We start from the raw sequence: 16,560 nt of genomic DNA on the forward strand, positions 1-16,560 counted from the left end.
ATCAGGCTTTTTATGAAATCCGCCGGTACAACTGATAAAGAAAATCATGCTGACGGATGATCTCTTTTATCTTTACCGACCACTTGCTATCGTTGAATAAAGTATTGGCCGTAAAATGATCCGCTACCACATCTATCGCAAATACCTCCGGATGCGTGAGCAATGGCAACGACCCGTATCTGATCTTTCTGAACCAGCCAGGCACCCGCCTCGTATGCGTCGCCCCCGTACCATATCCGACATTACGTATCAGACTTACATTAGGCGTGATCGCCCAACCCCCCGAAAACCACACCGACATAAACCATTGTATGTCCCACGTATCTATACGCTGATGATAAATAGCCCGCAACGCACCGCGTAAAGAAGGATTAAGATCTGTCAACGGCGCCTCCCGGTAAATATCCAGCGTATAATCATAGTTTTTCCACGCCCGTCGCCACGTCGCCCAACCCCATACATGACTATACCGCGAAAAATAATAAGACCCCGCACCGCGTACCTTCCCCTGCTGAAAATTACTTCCTCCTATATGCATCACCTGCTCATGATCCCGGTAATAAGCCAACAGGTAAGCACAGTAATGAAAAAAGGTCGGATCCGGTATACAATCGTCCTCCAGTATAATCCCCTCATCTACCTGCTCAAAAAACCACCCGATCGCACCACTCACCGCCCTGCCACATCCCAGGTTCTCCTCGCGAAACAAGGTACGGACCTCACAGGGCCAGTCGATCCCCTCCAGCAATGCTTCCCGCGTCTGTTTACACAAGGCCGCCTCCCCAGCACGCGATACCCGCGGACCATCCGCCGCAATAAACAGCTGCCTCGGCTGCTGTATCCTAATCTGCTCCAATACCTGTAATGCAGGCTCCGGACGGTTAAATACCAATAATAAAATAGGTGTCTGTAACATTATTTGATCGCCTCCAGCGCTACCGCATTTTGAAATCTTGTTTCATCCTCCACCCGGCTAAACATCATATCCGTACTGTCATTGAATGAACAGGGCCGCACATGGCTGAAACCCACCTCCTGCAATAATGCCGTAAGAGACAACCGGTCCCACATATACAAATGATCCCGGTTACCGATCGTCGTCTGCAAAATACCCCGCCACCCGCGCAATCGGGTACGCTTACCCAGCATCGTTGCCTCCAGGAACTTGGTATTCGCCGCAATATCATTATTAGCTATCGCCACCATATAATCACGGGCCGCACTTTCCAAATCCGGTACCACACACCGGAATCGGCCACCGGGTTTAAGGATACGATACGTATTACGCACCGCAATCACACAGTCATCGTAAGACAAATGCTCCAACACATGCGAACAATAAACCCCGTCACAACTATTATCCCCGATACCAGGCAGCTGCTTCAATATATCACCCAGCAACACCTCCCGCGGAAATGCCACATGCATCCTGCGACGTAACATCGATCCTATAAGCGGCCATTGCTGTACCCGTAGCGTAGGAGAGGAGTCAAAGTTTTTCCACCCCTCCGGCGCAGAAAATGGCCCGCACCCATATTGTACATATAACTTATTCATGAACATGCTCACTTTTCATATTCCGGAAAAAATACGTGTAATAGGTCTTCGCAAAAACAGCATACCCATGCTCCTGCATAAACCGGCACAACGCACTGTTATACATATCCGTCAGCTCAAATGGCTGCGACTCCACCAACACATACGATGGCCGGTACTTCTCCCAGTTATTGGATTGTAATACCTCCATATCCAACCCCTCCGCATCAATAGAAAGAAAATCGATCTCACCACCACTGGTAAGATACCGGTCCAGTATATCCGCCAGCGGCCAGGTCTCTATCTGCTGCTGCCGGATCACCTTATACTGAGGCGCCGCCGTATACTCCTCCACCTTCTCCGGAGAAAAAGTATTCAGCGCCGGCTCATTGAAAATGAAATACGTCAACTGCTGCCGCGTAGCCGATACCCCCATCTCCAGATTGATATCCTGCGGACGGTAACGGTTGAACAATGCCTGACTCCCCGGCATAGGATCTATATTGATCCCCCGCCAGTTCCGCTTATACATCAGGTAAGTGTTCGACACCCTGAAGGGATGATGCGCACCCACATCCACATACACCCCGTGCGTCTTCGTACCAAAGATCCGCTGCAATATCAGATCCTCCCCCTCCGAACTATAAGCAGGCACCCGATACCTGAGCTGGGGAAATAACGCCGCCCCAAGGCGGCCAACGATTTTTCTCATCTGATTCATTCAGCCAATGTTTTTTTACCGGATAGGGATAAATAACGCCCGGCAAATACCCGCAGAGAAGCCGCCAATAGCTTGCAATCAGCCGCTAACTGCTGCGGCGCCAGCAATTGCCAGGATAACAACCGCGCCCGCGCACCGCTGTCCATCACGATCAACGTCGTACATACCGCTACATACGATACCAACGTACCGATCGCCGCGCCTACGCCCGCCATCACCGGTATCAACCAGATATTGATCGCCACATTGACCAGCAAACCAGTAAATGTCGCATACAGGTTCAGCTTATACGCTCCCTCCGCTACCTGGCACTGCATAATAGCCGTAGCCAGAAATACCGGTATATTAGCCCATATATGTATAGACAATATCAACGCCGATTGAGGATATTGAATGCCATATAATAATTGTATCAACGGCCGGGCAATCAACGTCACCAACAAGGCCACCCCAAAACTACACCACCACGAAAGCCGCATCCACCGACGCACCGACTGCTCATATCGCTGCACATCCCGTTCCCGCTGCGCGATCAAACCCGGCAACATCGCCGTCGCGATCACCACCGGTATCGCATACCATATCTCAGATATCCTCGCCGCCGCCGCATATTCCCCCAACACCACCGGCGTCCCCAATGTATCCAGTAACAACTGATCCGACTTCATATACAACAGGATCAACAGACTGGCAAATAACAATGGCCAGCTTTGCCCTAACAAATAACGCGCCTCCGCCAATCGGAACGCCTTCCACAAAGGCAGCCCGTAACGCCGCCAATACACCGCATATATAATAGCATACATCATCACCAACTCGGCAAACGAACACCATACAAATGTCAGTAACGGCGCATCCAGCAAAATATAGATCCACTTGATCAGACAAAAAACCAGGAACACCCCCACCTTCGGTAAGATCACCTGCTGCAACGCATGCTGCGATTGATAGTAATAATCAAATACATCAAACGACTGCATGATCACATTCAACCCCCCAATCAATGTACAATACACGTACAACGACGGCTGCCCGCGATACAACATCACCATACCCACACACAACACACATATCACCGACCCCGTCGCCAACCGCAATAACAAGGCCGTCGCCATCAACGTATCCCGCCGCTCCGGATGAGATACCAACTCCTTCACCAGCAACTTATCCAACCCCAACACAGCAATACCTCCCCCGATAGTCGTCAACGCAATCGCATAACTCCATATGCCAAACGCCTCCGGACCAATATGCCTGGCTATCATCGCCATGATCACCAGCCCGATCGCTAACCTGGCAAACTTGTCGATAAACAACCAACCGCTATTTGCAAATACCTTAAACAATCCTATGCCTTATTTTTTTTAATAATGCAGGCCACTTCACCTTCGGCTTATCATTCATATATGTATACTGATCGTAGTAGTAATAGGGATAAAAAGTATCCTGGTCAATCCCGTTAAAGATCACCCCCGTCTTCTTAAATACACCTTCTTTGATGTTCTCCGCAACAGATGCCAACTTGGATTTTAAAGTGAAATCATAACGTACCACAAACAAGGTGCAGTCAATATAGGGCGACAGGCTCTTTGCATCCGACACAATACCGATAGGAGCCGTATCGATCAGCAGATAGTCAAAGCGCTCCCGCAACTCCGCCAGCAAAAGCCGCATATTATTACCCTCTATCAACTCCACCGGATTGGGCGGAATAGGTCCCGACGATACCAAGTATAAACCGTCAGCACCTGGCACCTTTTTGATAATATCATCTACCGACTTATTCTCAACAAGGTAATTGGTAATGCCCACACTGTTATCCAATCCCAGGAAGTTGGATAACTTAGGCTTGCGAAGATCCAGCTCCATCAACACCACCTTTTTATTGTTGGCCGTCAACGCGTGCCCCAGGTGTGCCGTCAGAAATGTTTTACCCTCGCCGGAAATACTGGAAGTAAAAAGAATGGAAGTAGGTGCCGTCGCATGCTCACTCAGCAGGAACTTAAGGTTCGTACGCAGATTCAGTATCTGCTCTACCAGGATAGGCCGGTTAGGTAGCAGTATACGTTTGCTGCCATCCTCGTCCTGCTGATAGATCTCAGCAATCACAGGATATTCAAACGCTTGCTCTATCTCTTTCTTACTCAGTATCCGGGTATTAAGGAAGTATTTGATGTATACGTATAAAGTGGTCAGCAGCAAAGCGCCGGCAATAAATGCAATGAACACCAGCGTCTTTTTAGGACTTATCGGCTTGTTAGGAATAAAGGCAGGAGCGATCACCTTGTTGTCCACCACGTTGCTGGCATAAGCCACCGAAGCCTCCTCTTTTTTCTTTAACAGGTACAGGTAAAGGTTCTCCTTTACACCTTGCTGCCGCTTTAGGTTAATATACTGCCGCTCATAAGACGGAATATTGGCAATACGACCTTGTATCTCATTCACCTTCGCCTGCATTTTCTTTTGGGCTACATTCGCATTACGCCGGTAGCCGGCAATATAATCTCTCACCGTACTACGGGCATCCGATATCTGTGTATCCAGGTTCTGAACGATCACACTGGATGGCTGCAACGACAGCGATAAACGTTTCCGCTCCTTCTGCAACTCCTCATACCGGTTGATCATCGCCGTAAGCGATGGGTCTACACTACCCAACACCGGCGCAAAAGGATAACGCCCTGTCGGATCATTGATATAGTTTTCCACTTCATCGTAAACAGAAAGCTGCATGTTGGCATCATTAAGCCGTATGTCTGCATCCTTCACCTGCTCCAACGCCAGCTTCGAACTAGCCTCTATATCCGTTATACCTCGCTTTACCTTAAAAGTTTCCTCTTGTCGCTCCAATAACCCCAGCTCGTCCCGTAAGGAATCGATCCGCCCCTCCAGGAACCGCATCGTCTTTAACGATACCCGGTTCTTATCACTTAAGGTGAATTCATTGTAGGCCTCCAGCAACGCATTGATGAAGTCCGCAGACCTCGCCGCCACACGGTCCTGGTAGTTAACCAATACCACCGTCGCATCCTTATTCACCAGCATCGTACTGATATCCTCTATCTTGTCATACGCCATCTCCGCCACAGAGTCTACCGCAATCCGGTAGTCCCGGCGCCCCGCATCAGCCTCTTTGTTTTTATAACTGATCGCAAAACTATCCGCACCTATCCGGAACGGCTGATCAGGTGCAACAATGAAATTACTGCTGCTCTCCTTATCTTCATCCGTGAACTTCACATCCAGTTTATCCGCCCCCGTAGTGACGTCAAAAGAATAATTGCCCTGCCGGCGTACCACACCCAACTTCCTTAACAGGATGGGACTGGTATTATACAACTCCGTATTCCGTACCGTCCCCTTCTGGAAATACCGGATATTGAAAGCATTGTCCTTGATGACCTGCTCTACCAGTATCGGCGACTTCAACATCTCCATCTCATTCTCGATGTTTTTACCGGAGTTGATGATCGACAACGATTTTAATGCATCCAGCTCATCGCCACCCTTCTCCTCATCCTTCAGATAAAGTTTGGCCGTAGACGCATATCGCGGCTTGGCATATTTGAGGTAAATAAATGCACCTGCCACGCCAATCAGGATCATGACCAAGTACAATGGCCAGTGAAAAGCGATCTTCCTGAACAGATCAGCAAGATCAATAGCGTTTCCTTTGTATCCGGAATATTTATTCTGCTGCATAACGTAAACAGGTCATTTGGTAACAATAATAAGCGTCGTGATCATCGATAACCCTCCTATGATCGCCGGCAATAACTGGATGATCTTCGAATTGTTAAACTGCCGGTTGGGACCGGGTTTAACATATACCACATCGTTATTGCGCAGGTAGTAATATGGAGAAGATAGCGACTTACTATCATTAAGATCCAGCGACGTATAATGTTTGGCACCGTTGATCTCCCGGATGATCATAATATCGTTACGCCTGGCCGTCACGTTCATATCCCCGGCCAGACTGAGCGCATCCAATATCGATGCCCGCTCCGATGATATCTTGTAAGACCCCGGTTTAGCAACATCACCCAATACCGAGACCCTGAAGTTCACCAGCCGCGTCGATACATACGCATTCCGGATCGTTTTGTCCAGCTCCTTGGCCACCGTCGCATTGATCGCCGACGTCGTCATCCCCTTTACATGTATCTTGCCCGCCACCGGCAATTCAATATTACCATCATAATCCACCAGGTAACCCTGCTCTATACTACTACCCGGCTGAGCCGCCGCATAAGAAGCCACCGGGTTGAACATCATCGATACATCCTTATCTATCGTCGTAATGGTGATCTGCAGAATATCACCAGGTTGTATCGTCAGCTGCGGAACCCCATGGACCGTGTCCTCGCCCGACTGACGGACAATATCATTGAAATAGGTGATCTTCCTGGTACTGCTGCAGGCAGTAAAAAACAATAAGATTAGCACGGGTAAGAAATGATGACGTAATTTGAACATACATTAAGTTTAGAAGCCAGTTTTCTCAGTTCTGAAACAGTAACGGTCGGCCCGGAAGCCTTGGGTTAGCCGGTATGAGACGTTTGATCTCTTCATGTTGGCCGATCCTTATATCCGTTGTTGCTGCTCTTCAGAAGGTACTCCAACTTTTGGCGCAATCACATGAGGGTCCGCCAGCCTGATAGGACGACTACCCTCCCCAAGTAGCTTATGCCTGAAGAATTGTTGCACAGGTAGCTCGAAATAATAATAGACAGCCAAACTTATTGGCACAATGATCGCCAGATGTAAAAGCAATGCATAAGGGGAATGCAATACCGACCGCCCCACCCCTAAAGCATCTATAGTAAGCACAAAAATGATCTGTAACGGAAAATGAAGCAGATAACACGCATAACTATAATTACCGATAAAAGCATATTTACCACCTTTAAACCCGCGTATCGTCTCCCAGAGCGCAAACCCCAACACCGTCAGCGGAGAGGCGATCGAACGGAAAAAAGTGTTCCGCCCCAGGTCAAACAAACGGTCCGTAAATGCCGGACTTTGCGTCGGCACCATATGAGCCCACAGATATCCCCACCCCTCACGCAAAAAAGAGAAATAATATTCACCCAACATCAATACCCACAATACCGCCACCGACAGCATAATGCCACGCATCACCCGCGCTGAACCCTTCATCCGCAACACCCACAGATACACGTAGTAAATAATACCTCCCAGGAAAAAGGAAAAGAAACCCTGCCCCAGGTTCGAATAGAAATATTGTATGAATACCCCCAATATCACCAACCCCAGTAATATCCCCGTCTTGTGCAATCGCTTCCGGCAAAGCAGGAAGAACACGATGTATAACAATACCTCCACCGACACACTCCAGATAGGACCATTAAAAGAGGGACCCCGCTCAAATCCCCAGCTATTCACCAGGAACAGGTTCAGCAGAAAATGATACGTGTCGTTAAACTGGTAAATGAAATAATGCCCGCTGCTTTTTAACATCCGGTACTGTAACCATGCTACCACCAACAACGTCACTACATGCACCGGGTATAAACGACTGAAACGATAACCGAAAAAGGACCGCCCCGTCGTATGGCCAACGGCTATACGATCCGCATACAACCAGAAAAAAACAAAACCAGACAGTAAAAAGAACATATCCAGCAATAAGAACCCATTAGTATATGCCAACGCAAACACAGAATACAATGGCAACTGCGTACGGTCAAATGGAACAGGCATCACCCGGTCGCCGGTAAAGTAAAAATGCTGCCAGTGATGTATTACTATGAATAAAGCCGATACGCCTCTGATAATATCCAGACTGTAAAAATGTTTGGGCCTTTTAATTGATGGAGCCATGGAACAATTTTCAAACGACAATAACGATCAAGGAATGAATGGTTGCTATTATAAAATGGATCAGGTCTGCTGAATGTTTTGTCAGGAAAAGACACACGCACATCACCTGCACATCAAATGACAACTGGAAACGGAACAAATCCCGTCCTTACACGGGGCAATAAAGAGATGCTTCAATAAATACGACCACAATATCATCATCATCTATATGGGGTATACTTAACTTATATTTTAATTCTAATTTAAAGCAAAAAGGAGTTCGAAAAAGAGTGTGGGTGGGCAATGAACAAAATGAACACAAGGGAGGTTATGAACAGAATGAATAGAGTGGCGTAAAAACAAAAAAGGGCCCCCGATGTTAGAGAGCCCCAGCTCAGCCTGCTTTACCCGTGCCTTGGTGAAAGAGAACTTGAGTTAAAAGTGTATGATTAATAATTTACTGCGCCACCCAGCGCCGCCAGCCAATTGCCTCCTCCCAGTCCCCGGTATGTAATACTGCCTCAACAGCAGGGAAAGACAATGACTGACAGCTGAACTGGCCGTACACAGGTAATGAACAGGAACCGGAATCAGTATCCTCAAAATACCACAGCCTTCGCTATAACTGTGGCTGTAATTGTAATGCCTTGTAACTGCTGATGATCATCTGCGGGGGTAAAGAAAGCATAAACGTCGCAGGTAACAGATCCGGCTCCTGCTGCTCCGGAGATAACAGCAATAACCGGTCTCCTACCAACCCCAGCAGTGTATACTCCGGCGTAGTATATGTAATAGACACCCGGTGCTGCTCCCGGTCAATAATATCAGAGTCTATAATCTCAAATAAATACGAGGCAAATGGTAACGACATACTACCCAACACATCCGTAACACCCGGAATGCGATGGCCCAATTCCTGCACAAATAATCCAATGGCGAAACCTACCTTATAATGTAGTGAATTAGATTTTGGTACCTGCACCTTCAGCTCGCTGAAAGTCCGGTATTGTTTTTCCAGGTTGTATGCCTGAGACTGCATGAGGAACTCTATGTAAGAATCTTCAAAGACTTTGGTTTCAAATTCCCCGGTAGAATGGGCATCGATCACCTGCTTGTAGGATAACGTGATCTGAGCTGGCTGCATAATAAATGATGAAAACGTGGATCGCTTTGGTATGCGTCTCCGGTGATGAGATCGTTAGTCGTCAAATAAAAAGGATAATCATAGAATGGCCTAAACAATACACTACCTGATCCGGATCGTATGTACCAGGTTGTAACCTCCGGCGCCATTAGATGTTACCGTAGCCAGCTCCGTAGCCAGAGAGTCACGGATAATGCCGTCCAGGTAATTGGTCGTCGGACTCTGCCCATGTGCCGCATACAAGGGCGTCCTATATACCGCCGCATTAACCGCATCCGGGAAAGCAATCTGTGTAGTCAGATACAAGGTAGTACCGATAAATATCTGTGCATGCAGATGCGTACAACGACCAGGATACCAACCGGGATAAATCGTCTTAAAATTCACCTGACCCGCACTGTTGGTATACTGCAAACCACGACCGAACAAACGGCCGATGTTGTTCTGAACACCCAGGTAGCCATCATTGACATAGCCGGAATAATAACCGTCTTTGTCACAGTGCCAGATGTCCACACGCGCATTCGTTACCGCAGCACATCCGCGGCTCACACTCTGTACCGTAATGTTGATGTTTAACGGAACACCGGGTTTGCCGTCCGTAATATCCACCCGGTTAATAGCAGAACCACGGCTGTTGTAAAGTGGATAAGGACCGTCCATGTCCGTGTCGGTGATCACACAGGCCCTTTCTGTAGATGCCCCGCTTTCCGCCAGCACATCCGCATCAGACGAACCTTTCTTACAGGCCTCCAGTAATACCGGGGCAGATATGGCCGTTACAGCCAACGATCTGAGAAAATTTTTTCTTTCCATAAGAGTAAAAGTTGTTTAGCTTAAAGTTCAGCTATCACACAACTTTTATCAAATAAGTGTCGGTAAAGAATGCAGATGTGCCGATTAGAACGGATCATTTATTTCCCGCTCCATTCACGTATAAAATCAGCATAAGTATCACTCACGGGTAAAGAAGCGCCAGAGAACAAACAAACTTTCCGCTGCGCGATCGTACAGATACACCGCACCGCTACAATATAACTGCGGTGTATACGCCGGAAACGATCCGCCGGCAGCTTTTCCAATACCTTCTTCAATGGCATCAGTGTCAACACCGGCCGGGCATTACGGAGATGGATACGGATATAGTCTTCCAGACTTTCAATATACTCAATATCATCCAGCAGTATCCGCACCAGCTTATACTCCGCATACACGAATAAAGAAGCAGGCTCCTCCGCTGGCACCGGCATATGTTTGTAGCGGTACAGCCCGATCGTCTTATGTATCGTGCGCGCAAAACGCTCCATACTGATAGGCTTCAGCAAATAATCAAGTGCATCCAGCTCAAATCCCTCGTAAGCAAAACGCTTATGCGCAGTGGTGAAAATGATCATAGGCCGTTCCGGTAACGACCGCACCAGGTCCAGACCCGTAATGTCAGGCATGTTAATGTCAATAAATAACAGGTCCACCGGCGTACGGCGAAGAAATTCCGCACCGGACAATGCATCGTCAAATGTCTGCAGCAACTGCAACGCAGGGAACTGCGCCGTATAACCGCGGAGCAGCTCCAGCGCAAGGGGTTCATCATCGATAGCTATGGCTCTTATTTTCATAACAGGGTATCAAGATAATAACATTAGATGGAAATCTGCCAGCACAGGCTAGTCCAAAAACAGGGTCAGTCGTACGGTATATAACTCATAGTCTGTATTGATATCCAGTATATGTCGGCCAGGGTATAACAAATCCAAACGTTGACGGGTATTGGCAATACCTACACCACTGCTATGCGTATCACGACGCATCGGGTAAATACGGTTCTGACAGAAAAAGGTGATCCGCTGCGGAAAAGCATTCAGGCGTATCCGAATAGGAGAGGGCGCATGTTTACTGATACCATACTTGAATACATTCTCCACAAACGTCATCAATATCAGTGGGCTGATCTCCTGCATACTAAGATCGCCGGATACCTCGTAATCTACCTGGTCAGGCCGCAAACGCAACTGCTGTAAGGCAATATAATTCCGGATACAGGCCTCCTCCTGCTCCAAAGGCACATAATCCTCGCAGACCTCGTCCGTAATATAACGCATGATGTTCGATAACTTCAGAATACTATCCGCTGTATTATTGTTACGCGTCAGCGCCAGCGTATAGATGTTGTTAAGTGTATTGAACAGGAAATGCGGATGCACCTGCGCCTTCAAAAAAGATAATTCCGCCTTTATCTTTTCCCCTTCCGCCTTGATCGCCCGACGCTCCGTCTGCTGCCACCGCCGCGTAGTCGTGATCGCCGTTCCCAACGCCATGATCATAAAGAAAATGAACAGACTCGTAATATCGATCACCGGCGGCGTATAGACCCACTTTAATGCTACGATACTGGGCGGCGGCGTCGCCCACTTCTGCTGTAGTAAACGGTCAAAAGGCTGTAATACATACACTCCCGCACACAGTAACACACTGACGATCGCATAATGCACATACCGCCCTGGTAAAAAAAATCGTGGGATCAGCCAATACCTGTTGAAATAAAAAATGCTGATGTAACACACACAGAAAAGCCAATAGCTGTAATGCCGCATCGGAGCTAACAATGCCCGGTAACCATCACCATTATGCATGAACAACAGTGGAAATATCATAAAAAGTATCCAGCATACAATGTGAATACTCACATAAGGGGCTTTCCGGGAGAACATATACAAATTAATAACGGCTGCCAAGTTGGTTGTTACATGGTGTCGATGAATCCGCTAAATGTACCGACCAGTTAAATGTAAGCCGTTTTCCCGATATTCGTCGTACAACACCCAATCCCGTATCAAATGAAAAACCGTTCCATCTCCCTGTAGATGATACGTATGGCCGCCTGTAAGTGCAATTGGAATATCCGGACAGATCAGATAAAGAATAGCACCTACTGGCCTAACAAAATTAAAATCAGCACACTCACATCACCCCGTGGCCAGCCAAACAAATAAACCGGCCATAAAAAAATAAAATAAAAAGGAAGCGATCATCAGACCGCTTCCTTTTTATTAATGTAAGATCTCCTCAAACTCTTTTTCAGGATTATAGTTCGGCAGGTCCGATGCATCCATCTCTTTTTTAAAGTAAAAGATAATTATGGCCTCCTTCGGATCGGCAATGGATGTCACCAGTTGCCAGCCCTTATCGCTCATAAAGTTGAGTACCTCTACAGGTGCAGCAAAACGGACCGTTTTACCAGACGAATCCTTAATCAAACCCTTACGGTCTATCAACTTGCGTGCTTCCCCGAAATTCAATTTGGCAACAACTTTTGTATTGACACCGGCGCCTTCCAGCGTCAGTTCACAAAAACGTGTTACTTTTTGTTGGGCAGACAATAACATGGGTAGCAGCAGGCAGGAAAGTGGCAGTAAAACGTACTTTTTCATAGCGGAAATGAATGCTGGTTCATACACATAATACGCGTTTTCCGTTTTACCAGCAATTATTTACCTTATACAGGCTATGCCGCAAAATCATCCTCCGGTTTAAACTTATCCAGCGTGTTTAACGCAACGGCCTTACAGCCCTTTTCCGCCGTGAAATGAACGACATCCATAGGTGCCACGAACCGCTTTCGAAATTCAGCTGGGCATCCTTCGCCTGACGTAATTGTTAAGTACGCTGGTGCGCATTTATCGCAGGCATAAGTATTGAAGAGGAGAAACTAAACCATATCCTCTCATATGAAAAAGCAAAATATAACCGAACACATTACACATAAGATTATGCAGTTCGCTGCTCAGACTTCATACGAACACCTGGAGGAAGCAACAGTCATGCAACTGAAACGGCACTTACTGGATAGTGTTGCTTCTATGATCTGGGCTACCGGCCAGCCAACAGTGCATAAATTGCTGAAACAGGTACAACAGTTACAGCCGGAAGGGGTGTGCCCGGTACCTGTTATTGGTACTACAGGCGTCGATAGGGCAGCACAGGTGTTCACTTTACTTAACCGCTACCCGGATTTTATGGACAACTTCATCGGAAAAGATGCTACTTGTCATCCCAGCGATAATATAGGCGCCATATTGGCCGCCGCACAATGGATCAATGCCGGTGGCCGCGAAGTGCTGATCAGCATGGCCACCGCTTATCAGATACAATGCACACTGATCGAACAAATGCCGGTAATGGCAAAAGGAATAGATCATACCGCTTTACTGGCTTGCTCCATTACCGCAGCATTGTCGCCATTGTTATCGCTGACAGAAGAACAAGGGGCCCATGCCATCGGTATAGCTGCCAGCACCTTCAATACCACCGTTACCAGCAGGGCCTCCTATACCTACGAGTGGAAAGGATATGCCTCTTCATTGGTAGCATTAGGTTGTATGCAGATCGTACTGCTGGCCAGAAATGGCGTGACAGGCCCACTTGCCTACTTTGAAGGACCTATGGGATTTGAGGAAGAGTTTGATATGAAGGCCGCATTCAAAAATGAAAAGAGGGATTTATCACGCATTCCACGTTGTATATTGAAGAGCTATAACGCAGAAGTGCACACACAGTCAGCTATAGAAGCCTTACTGGAATTACGTAGCCAGCTGAATGCGGAAGAACGCCAACAAGTCGCTGGTATTTCCCTCACCACCTTTTTAACCGCTTATCATATCACCGGAGGCGGAAAATACGGAGATCGCAAACACGTCGCTACAAAAGAACAGGCAGATCATAGCCTCCCCTACCTGCTCGCCGTAGCCTGGCTTGATGGCCAGGTCATGCCGGAACAACTCATGCCGGAACGCATTCGTAGCGCCGATGTCCAGGCACTGTTGCAAAAAGTTGAAGTGGATACTGTATTACCTTTAAAGACACCGCGTAAGCTGGCGGAGAAAATAGACCCTTATACCATAGCCTACCCGGAAAAACTAGAGGCGAAAGTGAAAATCACCTTGGACGATGGCCGTATATGGCACCACAAAAAAGACGACTTTACAGGGTTTCATACGCGTCCCCTCTCCTGGGAGCAGGTAGTGTCCAAGTTTAGACAACTGACCATATCAGCCATCGATACCGACCTCCAGGATAAAATCATTGACCTGATCTCAACATTCGATCACCAGAAGGCAGCCGACCTGGTGAAGCTCCTCTGCCAGGTACCCGCCAAACTATCCGCATCGTAATGATGGGTCTAACTCTCTACAATTTGTCCAATTGTGTAGCAGCCTATGCTATTCCTGCGTAAATTGATCAAGCGTAAAACCGGCCTCCCGGTGCCATAAATAGCTCAACGATGGAATGGCATAGTATTTTAACAGTTTGGTTAAAAAGGAATATTATGCAACAGAATAACCCTTCCCATAAAACACCCACGCCCGGTAAGACCACCGGTGCACAAAAAGACAACGAAGTAATAAATATAGAATTGCCCGAAGTAAAGGATATCCCCGGGCAGGAACATATCAAACCGGCCCCCATGGGAGAATTAGCCGACATCACCGCCTCTTCCGATGATGAAGAGGGCAAAGGATTACTGGACGACCTGAACAGCGAAGACGAAGACGAAGAAATAGAGAATGAATCTGACGTTACCCGGGAAGAGAGGGAAAGACTGGATGAAAGCGCCAACACGACCCCGGGCGACGAAGATGCCATCGCCTTACGCGATGCCGCCCTGGATGATACCGATGAAGATGGCGACCCGCTGAACGAAAAAGTCGGCGGCACCGAGTGGAGCGGCGCTGACCTGGATGTACCGGGAAGCGAACTGGACGACGATCAGGAAGATATCGGAGAAGAAGACGAAGAAAATAATCACTATAGCCAGGGCCAATGAGCATTGCGCGAAACGCAGGTATATTAATGCATGTCACCTCGTTGCCTTCCCCTTTCGGGGTAGGCGATGTAGGGCCTGCTGCCCGTACTTTCCTGCGCTTCCTTCACAAAAGCCACCAGCGCTACTGGCAGCTGTTACCCATCCATCCTGTGATCGCTACAGCGGGTTATTCTCCTTATAGCCCGGTTTCCGTAATGGCAGGTAATACCTTGCTGATAAGCCCTGAGATGCTGGCCGAAGAGGGCCTGCTGGACGCCGGGCAACTGCCAGCCTACTACCTGCCTGTACAGGCACAAGCAGACTTCAGTACCGCCGTTACCATAAAAAATGCCTTACTGCGCGAAGCCTATCAACATTTTACCACCGGATCATTCCCACAGCTGAAAAAAGAGTACGATGTTTATCTGCAGAAACAGCAGTACTGGCTGGAAGCCTACACATGTTTCATGCTGTTGCAACAGCAGCATAAAGGATTGCCCTGGCACCAGTGGCCTTCCGCAGATCGTACTCCTGTGCCGCAGTTGTTCAGTCGCGTGCTGACGGCGCACCGGCAAGAAGCAGACCGCCTGCGTTGGGAGCAGTTCATATTCGATTACCAATGGCGGCAGCTGAGAAAAGATGCCCGGAAGCTGGGGGTCCACCTGATCGGAGATATCCCCTTTTATCCAGGGTACCATTCGGCCGACGTCTGGGCCGCCCAATCATTGTTCAAAGTAGATGCGCAGGGGAAGCTGAAAGGAGTAGCGGGGGTACCGCCGGACTATTTCAATGCCGAAGGGCAACATTGGGGAATGCCGGTCTATGACTGGGATGCCATGAAAGCCCAGCAGTATAAATGGTGGATATCCCGTATACGGCGCTGCCTGGAATGGTACGATAGCATGCGCCTGGATCATTTCCGCGCCTTTTCTGCCTATTGGGAAATACCGGGCAAAGATACCAGCGCCGTCAACGGCCGGTGGCAGCCGGGGCCGGGAGCCGCCCTTTTCGAAGCCTGGCAGCAGCACCTGGGTACCCTACCTTTTATTGCCGAAGACCTGGGCGAAATAGATGCCGAAGTATACCAGCTGCGCGACCGGTACCAGCTGCCGGGCATGCACGTATTACAGTTCGCCTTCGGCAAAGACATGGCCACTTCCACACATATTCCCCATCATCACCGGGCTAACGCCGTCGTCTACACCGGTACGCATGATAATAATACCACCCGCGGATGGTTCCTGCAGGATACCGCTAAGACCGACCGCATGCGCCTGACCCAATATATCGGCAAAAGAGTATTCGAGAAGTCCGTTCACCTGGTACTGGGACGCATGGCCTATGCCTCCGTGGCGCAGACAGTCATACTGCCCATACAGGATGTACTGGGGCTGGCAGAGGATGCCCGCATGAACATACCCGCCAAAGCGACGGGCAACTGGACCTGGCGGCTCCTACCCGAACAACTCACCGAAGCAGTCATCTCCCGGCTTAAATACTGGGTGCTGCTGTATGACCGCAAGCAACGCTGAC

15 protein-coding genes are annotated in these 16,560 nt (G+C 48.4%); 3 read left to right on the forward strand and 12 right to left on the reverse strand.

Features of this window, described 5'->3' with window-relative positions:
• Positions 1–10: 10 nt before the first annotated feature.
• From KTO58_RS03015 to KTO58_RS03070, 12 genes are all read right to left on the reverse strand, one after another.
• Complete coding sequence (locus KTO58_RS03015) at positions 11–916, reverse strand: nucleotide-diphospho-sugar transferase (RefSeq protein ID WP_095840808.1); 906 nt, start codon at positions 914–916, stop codon at positions 11–13.
• A complete protein-coding gene (locus KTO58_RS03020; protein ID WP_095841732.1) occupies positions 916–1,557 on the reverse strand; it encodes a class I SAM-dependent methyltransferase in 642 nt (213 codons plus the stop codon). The genes KTO58_RS03015 and KTO58_RS03020 overlap by 1 nt, the downstream gene beginning before the upstream one ends.
• On the reverse strand, positions 1,550–2,257 hold the full coding sequence (locus tag KTO58_RS03025) for an FkbM family methyltransferase (RefSeq protein WP_095840807.1): 708 nt from the start codon (positions 2,255–2,257) through the stop codon (positions 1,550–1,552). Before KTO58_RS03025 ends, KTO58_RS03020 begins: the two co-directional genes overlap by 8 nt.
• Positions 2,254–3,603 (reverse strand): flippase, encoded by a 1,350-nt coding sequence (locus KTO58_RS03030; RefSeq protein WP_095840806.1) that lies wholly within the window; start codon positions 3,601–3,603, stop codon positions 2,254–2,256. The genes KTO58_RS03025 and KTO58_RS03030 overlap by 4 nt, the downstream gene beginning before the upstream one ends.
• On the reverse strand, positions 3,596–5,959 hold the full coding sequence (locus KTO58_RS03035) for a GumC family protein (RefSeq protein ID WP_095840805.1): 2,364 nt from the start codon (positions 5,957–5,959) through the stop codon (positions 3,596–3,598). Before KTO58_RS03035 ends, KTO58_RS03030 begins: the two co-directional genes overlap by 8 nt.
• Positions 5,960–5,971: 12 nt before the next feature.
• Entirely contained in the window at positions 5,972–6,736 is a 765-nt protein-coding gene (locus KTO58_RS03040) for a polysaccharide biosynthesis/export family protein (protein WP_095840804.1), read from the reverse strand.
• Between the two features lie 108 nt (positions 6,737–6,844).
• Positions 6,845–8,104: an acyltransferase family protein gene (locus KTO58_RS03045; protein ID WP_095840803.1), complete on the reverse strand. Its 1,260-nt coding sequence runs from the start codon at positions 8,102–8,104 to the stop codon at positions 6,845–6,847.
• A 598-nt stretch (positions 8,105–8,702) separates the two neighbouring features.
• Positions 8,703–9,227, reverse strand: coding sequence for a hypothetical protein (locus tag KTO58_RS03050; protein WP_095840802.1), 525 nt, complete (start codon positions 9,225–9,227; stop codon positions 8,703–8,705).
• Positions 9,228–9,329: 102 nt separating this feature from the next.
• Positions 9,330–10,043 (reverse strand): peptidase associated/transthyretin-like domain-containing protein, encoded by a 714-nt coding sequence (locus KTO58_RS03055; protein ID WP_095840801.1) that lies wholly within the window; start codon positions 10,041–10,043, stop codon positions 9,330–9,332.
• A gap of 98 nt (positions 10,044–10,141) precedes the next feature.
• On the reverse strand, positions 10,142–10,843 hold the full coding sequence (locus KTO58_RS03060) for a LytR/AlgR family response regulator transcription factor (protein ID WP_095840800.1): 702 nt from the start codon (positions 10,841–10,843) through the stop codon (positions 10,142–10,144).
• A gap of 48 nt (positions 10,844–10,891) precedes the next feature.
• Positions 10,892–11,935 carry a sensor histidine kinase gene (locus KTO58_RS03065; RefSeq protein WP_225860030.1) on the reverse strand — a complete coding sequence of 348 codons (1,044 nt, stop codon included), beginning with the start codon at positions 11,933–11,935 and terminating at the stop codon, positions 10,892–10,894.
• Between the two features lie 339 nt (positions 11,936–12,274).
• On the reverse strand, positions 12,275–12,655 hold the full coding sequence (locus tag KTO58_RS03070) for a hypothetical protein (RefSeq protein WP_157753223.1): 381 nt from the start codon (positions 12,653–12,655) through the stop codon (positions 12,275–12,277).
• A gap of 297 nt (positions 12,656–12,952) precedes the next feature.
• Between KTO58_RS03070 and KTO58_RS03075 the strand changes: the two genes are divergently transcribed.
• From KTO58_RS03075 to malQ, 3 genes are all read left to right on the forward strand, one after another.
• On the forward strand, positions 12,953–14,395 hold the full coding sequence (locus KTO58_RS03075) for an MmgE/PrpD family protein (protein WP_095840797.1): 1,443 nt from the start codon (positions 12,953–12,955) through the stop codon (positions 14,393–14,395).
• 155 nt (positions 14,396–14,550) lie between these two features.
• Positions 14,551–15,048: a hypothetical protein gene (locus tag KTO58_RS03080; RefSeq protein WP_095840796.1), complete on the forward strand. Its 498-nt coding sequence runs from the start codon at positions 14,551–14,553 to the stop codon at positions 15,046–15,048.
• Positions 15,045–16,559 carry a 4-alpha-glucanotransferase gene (gene malQ / locus KTO58_RS03085; RefSeq protein WP_095840795.1) on the forward strand — a complete coding sequence of 505 codons (1,515 nt, stop codon included), beginning with the start codon at positions 15,045–15,047 and terminating at the stop codon, positions 16,557–16,559. Before KTO58_RS03080 ends, malQ begins: the two co-directional genes overlap by 4 nt.
• The last annotated feature ends 1 nt before the right edge of the window (position 16,560 follow it).

The sequence above is a fragment of the Chitinophaga pendula genome (assembly GCF_020386615.1).
Classification (GTDB): domain Bacteria; phylum Bacteroidota; class Bacteroidia; order Chitinophagales; family Chitinophagaceae; genus Chitinophaga; species Chitinophaga pendula.

Bases quoted from the DNA above. Each gene is read 5' to 3' on its own strand.
- KTO58_RS03015 (WP_095840808.1), bottom strand. From the start codon at position 916: ATGTTACAGACACCTATTTTATTATTGGTATTTAACCGTCCGGAGCCT.
- KTO58_RS03020 (WP_095841732.1), bottom strand. From the start codon at position 1,557: ATGAATAAGTTATATGTACAATATGGGTGCGGGCCATTTTCTGCGCCG.
- KTO58_RS03025 (WP_095840807.1), bottom strand. From the start codon at position 2,257: ATGAATCAGATGAGAAAAATCGTTGGCCGCCTTGGGGCGGCGTTATTT.
- KTO58_RS03035 (WP_095840805.1), bottom strand. From the start codon at position 5,959: ATGCAGCAGAATAAATATTCCGGATACAAAGGAAACGCTATTGATCTT.
- KTO58_RS03040 (WP_095840804.1), bottom strand. From the start codon at position 6,736: ATGTTCAAATTACGTCATCATTTCTTACCCGTGCTAATCTTATTGTTT.
- KTO58_RS03045 (WP_095840803.1), bottom strand. From the start codon at position 8,104: ATGGCTCCATCAATTAAAAGGCCCAAACATTTTTACAGTCTGGATATT.
- KTO58_RS03050 (WP_095840802.1), bottom strand. From the start codon at position 9,227: ATGCAGCCAGCTCAGATCACGTTATCCTACAAGCAGGTGATCGATGCC.
- KTO58_RS03055 (WP_095840801.1), bottom strand. From the start codon at position 10,043: ATGGAAAGAAAAAATTTTCTCAGATCGTTGGCTGTAACGGCCATATCT.
- KTO58_RS03060 (WP_095840800.1), bottom strand. From the start codon at position 10,843: ATGAAAATAAGAGCCATAGCTATCGATGATGAACCCCTTGCGCTGGAG.
- KTO58_RS03065 (WP_225860030.1), bottom strand. From the start codon at position 11,935: ATGTTCTCCCGGAAAGCCCCTTATGTGAGTATTCACATTGTATGCTGG.
- KTO58_RS03070 (WP_157753223.1), bottom strand. From the start codon at position 12,655: ATGAAAAAGTACGTTTTACTGCCACTTTCCTGCCTGCTGCTACCCATG.
- KTO58_RS03075 (WP_095840797.1), top strand. From the start codon at position 12,953: ATGAAAAAGCAAAATATAACCGAACACATTACACATAAGATTATGCAG.
- KTO58_RS03080 (WP_095840796.1), top strand. From the start codon at position 14,551: ATGCAACAGAATAACCCTTCCCATAAAACACCCACGCCCGGTAAGACC.
- malQ (WP_095840795.1), top strand. From the start codon at position 15,045: ATGAGCATTGCGCGAAACGCAGGTATATTAATGCATGTCACCTCGTTG.